The organism is Algoriphagus sanaruensis, assembly GCF_001593605.1.
GTDB classification, from domain to species: Bacteria; Bacteroidota; Bacteroidia; order Cytophagales; family Cyclobacteriaceae; genus Algoriphagus; species Algoriphagus sanaruensis.
Genome location: NZ_CP012836.1, coordinates 3,031,375 through 3,047,363, shown reverse-complemented (window position 1 = coordinate 3,047,363; position 15,989 = coordinate 3,031,375). Strand labels below are relative to the sequence as shown.

General features: G+C 40.8%; 14 protein-coding genes. 6 read left to right on the top strand and 8 right to left on the bottom strand.

What is annotated here, in order from left to right; all coding sequences use genetic code 11:
- Position 1: 1 nt before the first annotated feature.
- The 7 genes from AO498_RS13385 to AO498_RS13360 form a co-directional block, all read right to left on the bottom strand.
- Positions 2-1,249 (bottom strand): ROK family transcriptional regulator, encoded by a 1,248-nt coding sequence (locus tag AO498_RS13385; protein ID WP_067548619.1) that lies wholly within the window; start codon positions 1,247-1,249, stop codon positions 2-4.
- A 309-nt stretch (positions 1,250-1,558) separates the two neighbouring features.
- Complete coding sequence (locus tag AO498_RS17160) at positions 1,559-1,726, bottom strand: Lacal_2735 family protein (RefSeq protein ID WP_148660239.1); 168 nt, start codon at positions 1,724-1,726, stop codon at positions 1,559-1,561.
- Between the two features lie 44 nt (positions 1,727-1,770).
- Positions 1,771-3,348, bottom strand: coding sequence for a toxin-antitoxin system YwqK family antitoxin (locus AO498_RS13380; protein WP_067548616.1), 1,578 nt, complete (start codon positions 3,346-3,348; stop codon positions 1,771-1,773).
- 184 nt (positions 3,349-3,532) lie between these two features.
- Positions 3,533-4,096: a hypothetical protein gene (locus tag AO498_RS13375; protein WP_067548614.1), complete on the bottom strand. Its 564-nt coding sequence runs from the start codon at positions 4,094-4,096 to the stop codon at positions 3,533-3,535.
- Position 4,097: 1 nt separating this feature from the next.
- A complete protein-coding gene (locus tag AO498_RS13370) occupies positions 4,098-5,096 on the bottom strand; it encodes a 3-oxoacyl-ACP synthase III family protein (protein ID WP_067548612.1) in 999 nt (332 codons plus the stop codon).
- Positions 5,097-5,179: 83 nt separating this feature from the next.
- Positions 5,180-5,878 (bottom strand): SOS response-associated peptidase, encoded by a 699-nt coding sequence (locus AO498_RS13365; protein WP_067548608.1) that lies wholly within the window; start codon positions 5,876-5,878, stop codon positions 5,180-5,182.
- Between the two features lie 28 nt (positions 5,879-5,906).
- The gene (locus tag AO498_RS13360; RefSeq protein WP_067548605.1) at positions 5,907-6,866 is read right to left on the bottom strand and encodes a YheT family hydrolase; all 960 of its coding nucleotides are present in this window, start codon (positions 6,864-6,866) and stop codon (positions 5,907-5,909) included.
- A gap of 110 nt (positions 6,867-6,976) precedes the next feature.
- Between AO498_RS13360 and AO498_RS13355 the strand changes: the two genes are divergently transcribed.
- The 4 genes from AO498_RS13355 (at position 6,977) to AO498_RS13340 (ending at position 11,424) form a co-directional block, all read left to right on the top strand.
- Entirely contained in the window at positions 6,977-8,617 is a 1,641-nt protein-coding gene (locus AO498_RS13355) for a pyruvate dehydrogenase complex dihydrolipoamide acetyltransferase (protein WP_067548602.1), read from the top strand.
- Positions 8,618-8,785: 168 nt separating this feature from the next.
- Complete coding sequence (hslV, locus tag AO498_RS13350) at positions 8,786-9,328, top strand: ATP-dependent protease subunit HslV (RefSeq protein ID WP_067548599.1); 543 nt, start codon at positions 8,786-8,788, stop codon at positions 9,326-9,328.
- A 107-nt stretch (positions 9,329-9,435) separates the two neighbouring features.
- Positions 9,436-10,101, top strand: a complete 666-nt coding sequence (locus tag AO498_RS13345) for a TetR/AcrR family transcriptional regulator (RefSeq protein WP_067550508.1) — start codon at positions 9,436-9,438, stop codon at positions 10,099-10,101.
- Positions 10,102-10,104: 3 nt separating this feature from the next.
- A complete protein-coding gene (locus AO498_RS13340) occupies positions 10,105-11,424 on the top strand; it encodes an ABC1 kinase family protein (protein WP_067548596.1) in 1,320 nt (439 codons plus the stop codon).
- A gap of 75 nt (positions 11,425-11,499) precedes the next feature.
- Here AO498_RS13340 and AO498_RS13335 read toward each other — a convergent pair whose 3' ends face one another.
- Positions 11,500-12,687 carry a PQQ-dependent sugar dehydrogenase gene (locus tag AO498_RS13335; protein WP_067548593.1) on the bottom strand — a complete coding sequence of 396 codons (1,188 nt, stop codon included), beginning with the start codon at positions 12,685-12,687 and terminating at the stop codon, positions 11,500-11,502.
- Positions 12,688-12,775: 88 nt separating this feature from the next.
- Here AO498_RS13335 and AO498_RS13330 point away from each other — a divergent pair, with 88 nt between their 5' ends.
- Both AO498_RS13330 and AO498_RS13325 read left to right on the top strand, forming a co-directional pair.
- Complete coding sequence (locus tag AO498_RS13330) at positions 12,776-14,695, top strand: ABC-F family ATP-binding cassette domain-containing protein (RefSeq protein ID WP_067548590.1); 1,920 nt, start codon at positions 12,776-12,778, stop codon at positions 14,693-14,695.
- A 20-nt stretch (positions 14,696-14,715) separates the two neighbouring features.
- The gene (locus AO498_RS13325) at positions 14,716-15,984 is read left to right on the top strand and encodes a type IX secretion system plug protein (RefSeq protein ID WP_067550505.1); all 1,269 of its coding nucleotides are present in this window, start codon (positions 14,716-14,718) and stop codon (positions 15,982-15,984) included.
- The last annotated feature ends 5 nt before the right edge of the window (positions 15,985-15,989 follow it).

Genomic DNA, 15,989 nt, shown 5'->3' with positions numbered 1-15,989 from the left:
TTTATCCCAGCCGGTTAATCACGTCCTCGAATAATTTTTCATTAACCACAGCTACTCCCCCCATCAATCCAACATCTTCACCTAGTTGATACAAGGCCAATTGGGTTTTTTCTCGGGATTTGGCCATGCTATAGATATTGAGTGCCTGCTGGATCGGAGTAATCAGGTATTGATTCGCTTCTGCTACAGAACCTCCAATGATGATCAGCTCGGGATTCAGCAACTGGATGAGCATTGAAATGCCTCGACCAAGGTCCAGGCCAGCTTCCGATAGAATGGTAATGGCTCTTTGGTCTCCTGCGAGTGCAGCTTCCACGACTACGCTTGGCTCAAGATCTCCTTGATGATCTCTGACGATACGGGCTAGGATACTGTCTTTGTCTGAATCAATGGCCTCTTCAGCCATTCGGACGATCGCGGTACCTGATGCTACTGCCTCCAAGCAACCTTTTTTGCCACAAATACAAGTTACTTCCTTGGATTCAAAAATGGGGGAGTGGGAAAATTCACCCGCAAAGCCAGATGCACCTTGATAGATTTTTCCATCGATAATGATCCCAAGTCCTATGCCCCAACCGATAAATAATCCCAAAACATTCTTGTAAGAATGCGAAGCTCCAAACTTAAATTCAGCCAAAGTCATGGCGCGAGCATCATTTTCCAGGAAGATTTTTTTATTGAATCGCTCTTCCAGATTTTCAAGAAGACTCTTCTTCCCAAACTTTAGATAAGTATGATTGACACCCGCTATGGAATCCACTAGCCCAGGCATCGAAAATCCAATGGCAATAATTTTATTCGTTGGAATGCCTGTTTTGGCGATGTATTGGTCAATCGTTGTACAGAGCTGATCAAAGGTTTCCCGCTCGTTATTTAGCGTTATTTTATGGACTTCCTTGTCAAAAGCTTGGGTATGGTTGCAGGAGTATAAGGCAAGTCGGATGGAGAATTTTGATAAATCCACGGACAAGACATAAAATGCATCCGGAGCAAGACGATACAAATCTGGTTTGCGGCCGCCTTGAGATTCAGCTCGTCCTTGCTTGATCACTTCTCCAGAACTCATCAAATCTGCCAGGAGGGAATTGACTGTGGGTAGGGAAATTCCTACCTCATTGCAGATTTCACTGGCCGTGTTCGGACCTTTCAAGTATAAATTTTTGATAATTTTTATCTTGTTGACGTAGGATTTGATTTCTACTACGCCATCCATTTTGGCTATGACTTCGTTGGGATTGATTAAGTTCATCTGAAGAAAGTAAGACTCTCAAGTAAGGGAAATTTTAATTTTCTGCCAATACTTTTTTAAAAAAATAGAGTAAGATTTCCGAAAAAGTGAAAAGAAATTCGATTAATTTTTTTTTGAGCTGTTGAATTTTAAAAAGAATCTGGGTTTTAGCTTTTAAAAAAACACTAGCTAAATTCTAAATCCTGATTTGACAATCCATTCAATTTTGGAGATAATTGATTCAATGATCAAAAAAAAATCGGTTTGAACTGAAAGGAGATTTATCCCTTTTCTGTTCAAACCGATTAAGATCAAGCTGATTAGAATTCCCTAGTCCTTCAAGGAATCAATCTTTTTGGCGATTTCCTCAGCTTCTGCCATCAATTTATCCGATTGGGCACGATTGATTTGAGAAAGCCGATGTACTTCTGCGAGCATTTGGGTGTATTTCTTCTGAAGGATCTCCTTTTCTGATTTTTTCTTAAATAATCCGAACATTTGCTGTTGATTTTACTTCTAAACCCACTAGCAATGAAAGTGTTTTAAGGAATCAAATTTGGAATCAACAAGGGGTTTTGCTCTTCGACAATTTCATCATCCTTATATCGAATGAGTTCCGAAAGTCTTCCAGCGGCGTTGTAATATTTCCAAGGCCCATCTTTTTTGCCATCAATCATGTTTCCTTCGGAGGCCTTTCTTCCATTTTCATGGTAAAAAATCCACAAGCCTTCTGCTTTGCCATTTTTTAGAGTTCCCTCTGATTCTTTGGTACCATCTATATAATAGGTGAATCGGGTTCCATTTCCATTAATTAGGGTTCCCTTTTCCAAGGTTTTCTTGCCGTCATAGCTATAGTAATCACCCACATTTTGGAGTCGGCCATTATCCCAATATTCTTCTTGGGTCAATTGCTTGTTGTCATAGAAAAGTCCCCAAATGCCATTTTCAAAACCGAGTTGATAGGAACCTACCGATTTCAGTTGACCACCATCGTAGTAGTAAAACCATTGTCCATTCTCAAGGCCCAAGGTAAATTCACCCTCGGCGATAAGAATTCCAACTTTATTAAAATACTTCCAAAGGCCTGTTTTTAAGTCATTTCTGTATTCCCCGATAGAATACAATTGTCCATCTGGAAAATAGCTTTTCCAGATTCCGCTTTTCATTCCGTTTTCATATTGGCCTTTTACGGAAATGTCCCCGGTACTATGATATTCTACGTATTCACCTACTGGAACACCTAGCTCATAGGTTTTGCGTTTGGATAAAGCCTTGTTCGGGTAGAATTCTTCCCAAACTCCAACAGCAATATCATTTTCGTATCGTTCTATTCGGGCAGTCCTTCCGCTTTCGTAGTAATAGGTCCAAGTTCCAGTACGGTTTCCGTTGGAATCATACTCTTCTTGGGACTCCAAAACTCGTGTTCCAGGAAAATATCGAACCCATTCCCCCACTTTTTTCCCATTTTTATAGTTTCCAGACTCAAATACAAAACCACCAAAGGCATACCGCTTAAATGGTCCTTCAAATTCCCCCTTTATGGCTGTTGCCTCTGCGATCAAATCTCCTTCTGGATTGTATTCAAAATAAGGACCTTCCAAAAGCCCATTGACGTAATATTCTCGTTTATAAATTTCTCCGAATTCATAAAAGCTTACCCATTGCCCTGATTTCTTGCCATTTTCATATTGTCCTTCCACCTTTACTTGGCTTGGACTTACATAGGGCTGAGCATTCGCTTTTCCATAATACTCGACATATTTCCCTACCAAAACACTGTCTTGAAAAATCATTTCCCTGATCAGTGCACCTTCTTGATCAAAGTATTTTGCAGGTCCTGAGATCGTCCCATTTCGGTAATCGGCCATTTCTCGACGTTTCCCATTTGAAAAATACAGGGTCCATGTGCCGTCTCGCTTGCCATTTTTGAAATTGCCCTCAGATATTAAAAAGTTGGATTTGACGTTGTAAAATTTCCAAAGTCCCTCTCGTTCTGAACCTTCAATTACTCCTGTTCCCATAATGGTGGAGTCAGGAGTATATTGAACTGTGAGCTGTGGCTTTTGTGCAAAAGTGGAGAAGTAAGTTAGCGCGAAAACAACAAGCAGGATTTTTTTCATTGGTTCATTAATTCTTATAAGGTCTCGCTTCCTCAATCTCAAGTAACGTATCGTTTGACAAGAAACGCTTCAAGTTGAATAATCAGATGGAGGTGGGTTTTTCCGTTAACGAAAGAATACCCATGTTTCACATACTCCGAACGATCTTTTGTGGACTCAGTTTAAAATTAAGGGAAATAAGAGCTTATTTTTTTCTTTGGTCCAGATAATCAAGAATTTTTTTTACTTCAGTAGTAAGGAGAGTGGAATTTAAATCAATGGAATTTTTCAAAGAAACTTCCTTGATCCAAAGCGAGAATTCTTGTTGGCTTGCTTGAATTACATCCATCGATCTAGCGGTTGAGTTCTCCAAAATTAATTTTTCGAAATCCCATTTTTGTTGGGCGAGACCAAATGCAAATCCTTGGGAAAGAAGATTTTCTGTAGGTAATTTCACCTCTTTTCCGCCTAGAATCATCAAAAAACACCCTCTTCCCATCCAGCAAAGGATTCGGAAATTTAATCCCATTAAAGGGTCAAAGTCCCGAAAAAGATCCAAAACCAAATAGGGGGATCCTACTAACTCATTGCCTTTCGAAATCTTTTTACCCTTAGATCTACCATAGATTTTCACTAAATCTTCGGAAGGGAAAAAGTCACTGACCCGTTCAAGAATTTGTTGAAATTGATTTTTAAGATGGTTTTGCCTCTGAATCAGACTTAAGTCAATCCATAAATCTAAATCGATTACCTGATGGGCATTGTCCATGTTACCATCTCAGTAGTGCAGATGCCCAGGTAAATCCAGATCCAAAGGCTGCCAAGCAAATCAAATCATCCTTTTTCAGGCGGCCTTGTTCCCAAGCCTGGGATAAGGCAATAGGAATGGTTCCTGCTGTGGTATTGCCTAGGTACATGATGTTGTTGAATACTTTTTCGTCAGGTAGCTGAAGTTTTTGCTGAATGTACTGGCTGATGCGCAGATTGGCTTGATGGGGAATCAGTAAATCTAAGTCCTCTTTTTGAAGATGATTGGCATCAAGAGCCTCCTGAATAACCTCCATAAATCTCACCACTGCATGTTTGAAAACTGCGTTTCCATTCATTTTCAGGAAAAAATCTCCTCGGTCAATCATCTCCTGAGATATCCTTACCTTTCCACTCGAGCTTGGCGCGATGCAATACAATTCTTCAGCATAAGCTCCTTGAGAATGAAGATGGGTACTAAGGATTCCAGATTCATTTTCTTCCACAGCTCCTAAGACCACTGCTCCGGCACCATCTGCAAAAATCACGGCACTAGATCGTCCTTCATCGCTTTTATCCAGAGCAGAGGATTGAATCTCTGCGCCCACCACCAAGATATGCTTGTACATCCCAGTTTTAATAAATTGATCAGCAACTGAAAGTGCGTAGATGAATCCTGAGCAAGCATTTCTGATATCCAAGGCTCCAATTGAATCAAGGCCTAGTTCTCGCTGCAATAGAACTCCATTTCCAGGTAAAAAATAATCGGAAGTAATAGTGGCAAATACAATGAAATCAATGTCTTGAACAGCTATTCCAGCTCGTTCCATGGCCATTCTGCTGGCCTTAGCTGACATATTGGTGACGGTATCAACTCCCGGAGTAAACCATCTTCTTTCCTGAATTCCAGTTCGTTCGACGATCCATTCATTATTAGTGTTCATCATTTGTGACAACTCGTCGTTTGTCACAATTCGCTCTGGCACATAATGTCCAGCTCCAAGAATTCTGGATCGTTTCATCACTATTTGGGTTTAAAGTCTTTACTAAATCTGTCCCGCAATATCGGTACTTGCGAGGATGGAATCAAAACACAGTCGAGATTTCAGCCGAAAAGGGTATAATTTCCAAACTGGTCCATCGGGGAAGTTTTTCGAATGATCCCAGGAGAATCATTTTGAACCGAATTCACGAGAGGCGATACGGTATAGCTCACCATAAGCTCGGGAGCGAGTGGATTCAGCATCTCTAAAAGATCACTTTCGGAGGTGTATTTGTCCAGCCATTTTTTCTCTTCCTCTCTGGAAAGAATGACTGGCATTCGATCGTGGATTTCATCAACCACCTCATTGGGGGAGGTGGTGAGTATCAAAAAAGTATGGTTACTTTCTCCATTGACATTTTCATACTCTTCCCAAATCCCTGCAAAGGCAAAAGTCTCTTCATCACGAAGGGTAAATCGGTAGGGGATTTTGGTTTTTTTTCCGAGTCTTTTCCATTCGTAAAATCCGTCGGCTGGAATCAGACACCTTCTTTTCTGAAAAGAACTCTTGAAAGAGATTTTTTCATGGATGGTCTCGGCTCTGGCATTAATAAGCTTTTGGGCTACAGGCTTATTTTGTCCGAAATCAGGAGTAATACCCCAATAAAAAAAGGAGAATCCTTTTGGACTGTCTGAAGTGATAACGGGTACAAGTTGGGTAGGAGCGATGTTGTATCGAGGTTTGAAGTCAGTCAACATTTCCGCTTGGAAGCGTTCTTCTAACTCAATTTTACTTTTACTCAGGGAATATCTTCCGCACATGGTGAGGTCTCTTGGATCAGCGGGGAAGTTAGAAATCGCTTTGAATAAATTCAACTGCCCGAAACTCAGAATAGTAGGTTTTTTTGGGATGATGGGTAAAAAAGCCTACATGACCTCCATGTTCGGGAGTTTCGAGGATGATTTTTTGATGTTTTTTTGCTTGAATTTCTGGAAAGCACGTAGGACTCAGGAATGGATCATTTTTAGCATTCAAAATGAGAGTCGGTATTTCAATCTTGTCCAAGAAGTGAAGTGAAGAATTGGTTTGATAATAGTCATCAGCATCTCGGAAACCATGTAAGGGACCAGTTATCCAATTGTCAAAATCCCGTAAGGTTTTGATTTCTGTTAGCGGTTTCGGTGGAATAATCTCAGGGAATATCCTTGATTTGCGTTCCACTTTTTGGATCAAGGTTTTCAAAAACCGCTTTGCATATAGTTTATTTTCTCCTCTTGAAATCTGGTCGCAAGAATCTCCTAAGTGTAAGGGTACGGAAATGGCTACCCCTTTTTTTAGCATAGGAAGAGAAGAACCCTTTTCTCCAAGAAACTTTAAAGTCAAATTTCCTCCCAAGCTAAACCCTACCAAATAAATTTCGGGATATTGAGTGGCTGCATGGTTTACCACTGTTTCAAGATCATAGGTAGCTCCGCTATGATAAAAAATGGGTTGGGAATTTAAATTTTCTCCACAACCTCTATAGTTCCAAGCCAATGCGTCCATACCAGCATTCAATATGGCTCTCACCATACCTAAGACGTAGGGTCTCTTGTTATTGCCTTCTAGACCGTGAGAAACGATGACCAATTTTGAGCTACTTTGTCTATACCAATCCAGTTCCAAGAAGTCTTCATCAGGAGTTTGGATCTTTTCAGAATGACTCGGAAAGAGCGATACTTTTCGGAATAAAGCAGGATAAATTGTTTCTAAGTGCCCGTTTAAGAGCCATTTAGGACGTCGATAAGGGCTTTGTGAAAGCAGGGGCATGTGAATTTTTGACCTAAATCCAGTCGGAAATTAGCGGATATAAATTTGAATAAAGCGTTTTTTAAAACTATTTTTGGACGCTTTTAAAACGAACAAGCTCGAAATTACCTATGGCCGAAATTATCAGAATGCCGAAAATGAGTGACACCATGGAAGAAGGTGTCATCGCGGCATGGTTAAAAAAAGTGGGGGATCAAGTGAAGCCTGGAGACATCCTAGCTGAAGTGGAGACGGACAAGGCAACCATGGAACTGGAGTCTTACGAAGAAGGAACCCTACTATATATTGGAGTACAGGAAAAAGATTCCGTGCCTGTCAACGGCATCATCGCCATTATTGGTGAGAAAGGTGAGGATTATAAACATCTTTTGGAAGGTGGATCATCTGCAGCTCCTGCCAAAAAAGAAGAAGCTCCTCAAGCTGCTCCTACCGCACCTCAATCTGCCCCAGCTCCTGCTGAAAAAATTGACACTTCATCCATTAATGCAACAGTCATCACCATGCCTAAAATGAGTGATACTATGCAAGAGGGTACCATAGCTACTTGGCTTAAGAAAGTGGGAGATGCGGTCAAATCTGGTGAAATCATTGCTGAAGTAGAAACTGATAAAGCTACTATGGAATTGGAATCCTATGAAGATGGGGTTCTCTTATATATAGGTGTGGAAGCAGGAAATAGTGTCCCTGTCGATGGTGTAATTGCTGTCATCGGAGAAAAGGGAGCAGATTTCAATACCCTTCTTAAGGCTCACCAAACTAGTGGATCTGCTGCTGAACCTGTTGCTGAATCCAAGCCAAGTGCGGCTCCAAGTCAGGAACAAGCACCTGCACCTTCAGTGGCAGCGTCACCTGCACCTACAGCTGCTCCGGTTTCTTCAAATTCCAATGAGCGCGTAAAAGCTTCTCCACTTGCAAAAAAGATAGCACAAGACAAAGGCTTGGACATTCGTCAAGTCGCTGGTTCAGGCGAGGGTGGAAGGATTGTTAAAAAAGACGTTGAAAACTTTGTGCCTGCCGCTGCACCTGCAGTTGCTGCACCTGCCGCTACAAGTGCTCCTGTTTTAGGACAAGAAAGCTTCCGTGAAGAAAAAGTCTCTCAAATGAGAAAAACAATCGCGAAGCGTTTGGCAGAAAGTAAATACTCTGCTCCTCACTTTTACCTTACCATGGAAATCAACATGGATAAGGCAATTGAGGCAAGAAAGAGCATGAATGAGATTTCTCCGGTTAAGATTTCATTCAATGATATGGTAATCAAGGCTGCTGCTGCTGCTTTGAGACAGCATCCAAAAGTGAATTCAAGCTGGTTAGGAGATAAAATCAGATACAACGACCATATCCATATCGGGATGGCAGTTGCAGTTGAGGAAGGTTTGCTAGTGCCTGTAATCAGATTTGCGGATAGCTTGTCACTTTCTCAAATCTCTAATCAAGCCAAGACTTTAGGAGCAAAAGCAAAAAATAAAGAGCTTCAGCCAAAGGATTGGGAAGGAAATACCTTCACCATCTCCAATTTGGGAATGTTCGGAATCGATGAGTTTACTGCGATTATCAACCCACCTGATGCTTGTATTCTAGCGGTAGGAGGTATCAAGGAAACTGTTGTGGTGAAAGACGGCCAGATGAAGATTGGAAATGTGATGAAAGTGACCCTTTCTTGTGACCATCGAGTTGTAGACGGAGCCGTTGGTTCAGCATTTTTGTTAACTCTGAAAGGCCTACTTGAGGACCCGGTTCGAATACTTATCTAATACTAATCTGTCAAAAAGTCCTGCTTCAACAGGACTTTTTGCTTTTGTATGGTTCTTGTTAATCCATGTACCATTAAAAGAGCAGCAGGATTCAATACAGTCCATGTTTTTTTGATAGATAAGGGTTAGCAAGACCTCAGAAAGTCAAGAAATAAAAACTAAATCCAAATGGAAAAAATAAAATCAACCACCGTCGTGGCGATTCGGCATAATGGAGAGGTAGTCATTGGTGCAGATGGTCAAGCTACCCTTGGAAATACAGTAGCCAAGAGTTCAGTTAAAAAATTAAGGGTCCTCCAAAGTGGGAAAATTGTCACTGGCTTTGCGGGTTCGACAGCGGATGCTTTTACGCTTCTTGAAAAGTTTGAAGAAAAACTCAATGCCTTTGGAAATAATATGAAGCGTGCAGCTGTCGAGTTAGCCAAGGAATGGAGAATGGACCGGATGCTAAGCAGATTGGAAGCAATGATGATCGTCGCGGACAAAGATGATATTTTGATTATCAGTGGCACAGGTGATGTTATCGAGCCAGATATGGAAATTGCCACTATTGGTTCAGGAAGTATGTTTGCGCAATCGGCTGCACGAGCCATGAAAAAATTTGCACCTCAACTCACCGCAGAAGAGATGGTAAGAGAAAGTCTGCACATTGCGGCTGACGTCTGCATTTACACCAATCATAATTTGGTCATCGAAAAGGTTAAATCCTGATTTTTGATTCGATTTTGAAAAGCCGGAAAAGAATTCCGGCTTTTTTTGTGTTTAACAAAACCCGAAGCCCTTGTCAGGTGTTATTCCATCAAGATATTTTGATTCCAATGGATACACCGACTGTCAAAAAGACGACCAAGAAAGATTACCGGAAATTGATTTTGGAGGGATTTGTCAACCATGTGTTAGAACATGGTTCTGAACCTGCCTCCCTATTCAAATTTGCCAAAGAACTCAAGATGAAAGAGGAGGAGTTTTACACGTACTTCACTTCTTTTGACTCGATCAAATCCTCCATTTGGGTAAGTATATATGACCAAACCCTTGAGTCAATTGAATCTCAAGAAGTATTCAAGGAGTACAGTGCTCGGGAAAAATTTCTAGGGTTTTTATTCACTTGGATTGAAGAGTTGAAGAAAAACAGATCCTATTTATTGAGTTTGTATGGGGATAAAACAAAGTCCCTGAAGCAACTTCCTAGCGATACGAAGGAATTCAAAGAAAAATTCAAAGACTTTGCAGGCGAGATCATCCTTGAAGGAAAAGAAACTCAGGAGATTGCAAGCCGACCTTTTATCACTGAAAAGTACGATGAAGCACTTTGGTTGCAGCTTGCTTTTGTTTTTCGGTTTTGGTTGGACGATCGAAGCCCAAGATTTGAGAAGACGGATGCTGCCATTGAAAAATCAGTCAATCTTGCGTTTGACTTGATGGGTAAAAGCGCCTTGGACACCTTCGTGGACTTTGCCAAATTTCTATATCAAAATAAATAACATATGGCCAATAAGGTAAAAGAGCAGGAGGCGATACCAGTCTCCAAAGTGCAGCGTGCGGCCAAATTTATTTCAACCGGAGCAAAAGTTGGTGGGAATTATGTGAAGCATTATGCCAAGAAAATGGTAAATCCATCTCTTGATAAAGAAGAGCTCCATCAAAATAATGCAGAGGACATCTATAAATCATTGAGTCAGTTGAAAGGTTCTGCCCTCAAAGTAGCCCAAATGATGTCCATGGATAAAAACCTGTTGCCAAGGGCATATCAGGATAAATTTGCAATGGCTCAATATTCGGCGCCACCCCTTTCTTACCCTCTTGTGGTGAAAACGTTTCAGAAATATTTTGGAAAAACACCAGAAGGGCTTTTCGACTCATTTACTCGGTCTGCAGTAAATGCCGCGTCAATAGGACAGGTTCACCAAGCGAAAAAAGGAGATCAGGTCTTTGCCGTTAAGATTCAATATCCGGGAGTTGCGGACTCTGTAAGCTCTGATTTGAAATTGGTTCGACCATTTGCTTTGCGACTTCTCAATATGAACGAGAAGGAATTGGATCATTACATGGAAGAGGTGGAAGAGCGACTTTTAGAAGAAACGGACTATCAATTGGAAATCGAACGTTCAAGAGAAATTTCCAATGCCTGTTCCCATATTCCCAATCTAAAATTCCCAGGCTATTACGATGAATATAGCTCTGAGCGAATCATTACCATGGATTGGATTTCTGGCTTACATATCAAGGAATGGATGGAAACGAATCCTAGTCAGGAAGCAAAAAATCAAATAGGTCAAGCGCTATGGGATTTTTACCACCATCAGGTTCATGAGTTGAAACAGGTCCATGCTGATCCACATCCAGGAAATTTTATTGTGCTAAAGGATGGGACTTTAGGTATCATAGATTTTGGCTGTGTAAAAGTCATTCCCGAGGATTTTTATAAAGGTTATTTTGCCTTGATCAAGAAAGATTTGGTCATGAAGGAGGAAGAATTGAATCAGATTTTTTACTCTCTGGATTTTATTTCAGACAAAGACACAGAAGAAGAAAAGATCTATTTCAAGGGAGTATTTAAAGAAATGATTTCACTTTTAGGGAAGCCATTTCATGTAGATCGTTTTGACTTTGCGAATGATGGCTACTTTGAGCAGATTTTTCAATTGGGAGATCGCATTTCCAACGATAAAATGTTCAAAAATTCTCGTCAAGCCCGAGGTTCTAGACACGGTTTATACATCAACCGAACCTATTTCGGGTTATACAACCTTCTTAACCAATTGCAGGCAGAAGTGGGTACAACCAAGCCAGATTGGCTTAAATAAAGTATTTAGCAATAAAAAGGAAAAGCCCTCAAGCAGAATCAAATTTGCTTGAGGGCTTTTCTACTTTCAGAAGAATTACTTTCCGTAAGTCACCCGATAAATGCAATTGGCCATATCATCGGAGATTAGCAAGCTTCCATCTGGTAATTCTTGAACATCAACGGGTCTTCCCCACACTTCCTGAGTGGCCGGATTTAACCATCCCGAGGCAAACACTTCTTGGCCAGTGACTTTACCTTGAGCATCGATTTTTGCCATGACTACTTCATAACCGGCTTTTTTGCTTCTATTCCAACTTCCATGTTTGGCTATGATCGCGTTGTTTTTATAGGTAGTAGGGAACATTCCTCCCCGATAAAAACGCATGCCGAGTGGGGCATTATGAGGTCCCATTTTGGCAGCAGGAGCTATATAGGCACTCGAGGCTTTTCCTTTATCCCCAAATTCGGGATCCTTCACTGTGCCCGCATGCCAATAAGGATAACCAAAATGTTGGCCTTTGGCAGTAGCTTGATTTAATTCACAATCAGGAATATCGTCACCCATCATATCCCGTCCATTATCAGTAAACCAAAGATTTTTAGATTGTGGATGCCAATCAAAACCTACGGTATTCCTTACGCCATGTGCATAGACTTCTGGTTTTGCTCCGGGCTTGGTCACATCGATTCTAGTGATGCTGGCATATATTGGATAGTCTTTTTCACAAATATTACATGGGGCACCAACAGGAACGTAAAGCAATCCATCTGGACCGAAAGCGATAAATTTCCATCCATGGTGCGCATCCGTAGGGTATCCATCATATACTACCTCATATTTGGGGTTAGTCAGGTTGTTTTTAATGTCTTTGAACCGAAGGATTCGACTGACCTCGGCTACATATAAATCCCCATTTCGATAGGCAACTCCGTTAGGCATTCGAAGGCCTTCTGCTAAAATAAACTTGCTATCTGCTTTACCATCTGCATTTTCATCGACTAAGGCATAGACGTTTTTTTCCTGACGGTTTCCGACAAAGATGATTCCGTTATCGGAAATAGCCATTGATCGGGCATTGGGTACATCTGCTGCCCAAACGCTGATTTTGAATCCTGCCGGTAATTTGATTTGGTCAAGTTTTACTTCTGCTTTTGCGGATCGAATATCTCGTTTGTTGCTACTATTGGGTGTAGGTAAAGGCGTGAGTTTGCCTTGGGCGATTGATTGGGAAGCCAAAATTCCCAAAGCAAAAGACAGTGCGACCTGTTTGATATATTTCATGGGCTTTAGTTTTTTCTTTTAAGCTAAAAGAAGGGAGAATGTTTTCCCAGAGAAGGTGGATAAGCGGGCTATTGGTTATTTTTGGGGCATGTTATCGATTAACAATTTATCCTATTTCATAGGCGGACGGGCCTTATACGAAAATGCCAACTTACATATCAAGCCAAAAGATAAAATTGGACTTGTCGGCCAAAATGGAACCGGTAAATCTACCTTGCTAAAAATCATCAATGGAGATTACCAAGCCACAACGGGTGAAGTTCAAAAAGCAAAAGATTGTACCATCGGTTTTTTAAATCAAGACCTGCTTTCCTATCAATCGGATGATAGCATCCTCAATGTAGCCTTGGCTGCATTTAAGGAAACCTTAGCACTTCAGGATGAGATCGATAAGATTCTCAAACAAATGGAAACCGATTATTCCGATGAGATTATCAATCGGCTCGCCCAACTTCAGGATCGATTTGAAAGCAATGAGGGCTATACCATCAAGGCCAAAGCAGAGGAGGTATTGGAGGGAATTGGGTTTCAAACCTCTGATTTGCAAAAGCCCCTTCGTCAGTTTTCAGGTGGATGGAGAATGCGAGTGATGCTCGCCAAATTGCTTTTAGAAAAGCCAAGTCTGTTGATGCTGGACGAACCTACCAACCACTTGGATTTACCTTCTATTCAATGGGTGGAAAACTACCTCAAAAACTATGAGGGTGCTGTTATTGTCGTTTCCCACGATCAGACTTTTTTGGATAATTGCATCAATACCACAGTGGAGGTAGCCAATGAAACCTTGACTGCCTATCCAGGTAATTATTCTTTTTACAAGGAGGAAAAAAAGTTGCGAATGGAGTTGCAGCAAAATGCCTATGAAAATCAGCAGCAGATGATTAAACAAACCGAGCGATTTATCGAACGGTTTAGGGCAAAAGCGACCAAGTCCAATCAGGTTCAATCCAGAATTAAGGCTTTGGAACGAATGGATCGTGTACATGAGGTAGTTAACGACGAGGCTTTTGTCAATTTTAAATTTAAGTTTTCTCAAAAGTCGGGGAGAGATGTGGTGGTTTTAGACCATGTTTCCAAGGCTTATGGAGACTTAGTTATTTTGAAAAACAGTACAGCGAGAATCGAAAGAGGCGATAAGATTGCTCTGATAGGTGCCAATGGAAAAGGAAAATCTACCCTTTTGAGGATTATTGATGGCTCAGAAAAAATCGAGGGTAGCCGGACAGAAGGCCATAATGTCATTAAATCGTTTTTTGCCCAGCATCAGCTAGAGGCTTTGACTCTGGATAATGAAATTCTACAGGAACTTGCGCAAGCAGGAAGTGCTAAATCTGAAACGGAACTACGAAATGTCTTAGGCTGCTTTTTGTTTACCAATGACGATGTTTTCAAAAAAATTAAGGTGCTTTCAGGTGGGGAAAAATCCCGGGTAGCCTTGGCTAAAACCTTGATTTCTGAGGCTAATTTTTTGCTTTTGGATGAACCTACCAACCATTTGGATTTCCAATCGGTGAATATTTTGATTCAAGCTTTACAACAATATGAAGGTACTTTTATTACTGTCTCTCACGATCGACACTTCATCAAAGGAGTAGCCAATAAAATTTGGTACATCGAAGACCAACAAATCAAGGAATATCCAGGTACCTACGATGAATATGAGTTTTGGAGAAGCCAGCAAGTTCAAGCTCCTCTGATGCAAGAGGATAAAAAGAAACCAAAGGAAGCTGCTGCTAATTCTACCAACTCTCCAGAGGCCCAACAAGCAAAGCGGGATTTAAAGAAACTCGAGGAGCAACTTCAGAAAATCGAGCATGAAATCGAATCTCTCGAAATTCTAAAAGCAGAGACGGAGGAAAAAATGGCTGATCCTGAATTATATTCTGACGAATCAAAAGCCAACAAAATTCAAGAATCCTACCAGACCATTCAGTCTAACCTCTATGAGGCGAATGCGAAATGGGAAAATTTGGTAGAGGAAATTTCAAAACTTCAGGAATTAATCTAGCAGGTGTTTATCTTTTGGAAATGAAGCAAATCTTTATTGTTATTCTCTTTTCATTTGGATTTATCTCGAGTACTCTGGCGCAAGTGCTGGAGGACCGAGTATTTGTGGATCATATTTTTTCGGTTCGTTTGTTTCCTCAGGGAGGTCAAGTTTCATCCATGATCAACTCACCTGTCGTAGGCTTGCAAGACTCAAGGAGATTGTCTTTAGTATTTGATGATTTAGCGTATGATCCTGAATTGTATACCGCAAAATTGATTCATTGTAACGCTGATTGGACCAAGTCAGGATTGAAGGACACGGATTTTTTGAGTACGTTTAATCAGTTTACCGTAGAAGATTATAACTATTCTGTCAATACCCGAATTCCCTATGTTCATTATGAACTCACGATTCCATCTGTCACTAAGTCAGGAAATTATATCATTAAAGTGTATCGAAATCGCGATGAAAATCAGGTGCTTTTCACGAAGCGATTTATGGTGGCTGAGGAATTATTTACCGTTGGTGCAGGTTTAGTTCCTCCGGCTGATGTTGAAAATAGGTCCAAACTCCAGCAACTGAATGTAAGCGTCAATTATTCCCAAACAGAGGTTATTGATCCCACCACTCAAATCCAAGTAGTCATCAGACAGAATCAACGCTGGGATAATTTCAAAAGACTTCAAAAGCCCACTTTTGTAAATGCAGGTTCGAAACTTTTGAGGTATGAGTCATTTGATGGCGAAAATACATTCGTGGCAGGAAATGAATTTAGATTCTTTGATTTGAGATTTATCAGAGCAACAGGAGTAAATATTGGCTCAGTTAAACTAGAGGAAACGGCTGTTTATGCTCAATCCTTATTGAGTCAGCCACGATCTGTCGAACCGTACTCTCAATATTTGGATATCAATGGACAATATGTAGTAGCAACTAATGATCGACCTGGGGGAAATCCCGAATTGGAAAGTGAATATGTATTGACATCCATTTATTTGAATGAATCTCCAGGGCAGGATATTTATGTATTGGGAGCACTGACCAACTGGGGGAAAAATGGAACATCAAAAATGCAATGGGACTCCAATCGGAAGGTTTATTTCACTGAGCTTTTGTTAAAGCAAGGATGGTATGATTTTCAGTTTGCTTTAAGCTCCCCCGAGGGAATGGATTCATCACTGATCGAGGGAAGTCATTTTCAAACTGAAAATGAATATGAGGTATTGGTGTACTTTAGGCAACTGGGCTCTCGATATGATCAGTTGGCTGGGTATGCTTACATCCAACCTAACAAGAGAAGATTTTAAAAATA

Coding starts and splice junctions, on each gene's coding strand:
- AO498_RS13385 (WP_067548619.1), bottom strand. CDS start 1,249: ATGAACTTAATCAATCCCAACGAAGTCATAGCCAAAATGGATGGCGTA.
- AO498_RS17160 (WP_148660239.1), bottom strand. CDS start 1,726: ATGTTCGGATTATTTAAGAAAAAATCAGAAAAGGAGATCCTTCAGAAG.
- AO498_RS13380 (WP_067548616.1), bottom strand. CDS start 3,348: ATGAAAAAAATCCTGCTTGTTGTTTTCGCGCTAACTTACTTCTCCACT.
- AO498_RS13375 (WP_067548614.1), bottom strand. CDS start 4,096: ATGGACAATGCCCATCAGGTAATCGATTTAGATTTATGGATTGACTTA.
- AO498_RS13370 (WP_067548612.1), bottom strand. CDS start 5,096: ATGAAACGATCCAGAATTCTTGGAGCTGGACATTATGTGCCAGAGCGA.
- AO498_RS13365 (WP_067548608.1), bottom strand. CDS start 5,878: ATGTGCGGAAGATATTCCCTGAGTAAAAGTAAAATTGAGTTAGAAGAA.
- AO498_RS13360 (WP_067548605.1), bottom strand. CDS start 6,866: ATGCCCCTGCTTTCACAAAGCCCTTATCGACGTCCTAAATGGCTCTTA.
- AO498_RS13355 (WP_067548602.1), top strand. CDS start 6,977: ATGGCCGAAATTATCAGAATGCCGAAAATGAGTGACACCATGGAAGAA.
- hslV (WP_067548599.1), top strand. CDS start 8,786: ATGGAAAAAATAAAATCAACCACCGTCGTGGCGATTCGGCATAATGGA.
- AO498_RS13345 (WP_067550508.1), top strand. CDS start 9,436: ATGGATACACCGACTGTCAAAAAGACGACCAAGAAAGATTACCGGAAA.
- AO498_RS13340 (WP_067548596.1), top strand. CDS start 10,105: ATGGCCAATAAGGTAAAAGAGCAGGAGGCGATACCAGTCTCCAAAGTG.
- AO498_RS13335 (WP_067548593.1), bottom strand. CDS start 12,687: ATGAAATATATCAAACAGGTCGCACTGTCTTTTGCTTTGGGAATTTTG.
- AO498_RS13330 (WP_067548590.1), top strand. CDS start 12,776: ATGTTATCGATTAACAATTTATCCTATTTCATAGGCGGACGGGCCTTA.
- AO498_RS13325 (WP_067550505.1), top strand. CDS start 14,716: ATGAAGCAAATCTTTATTGTTATTCTCTTTTCATTTGGATTTATCTCG.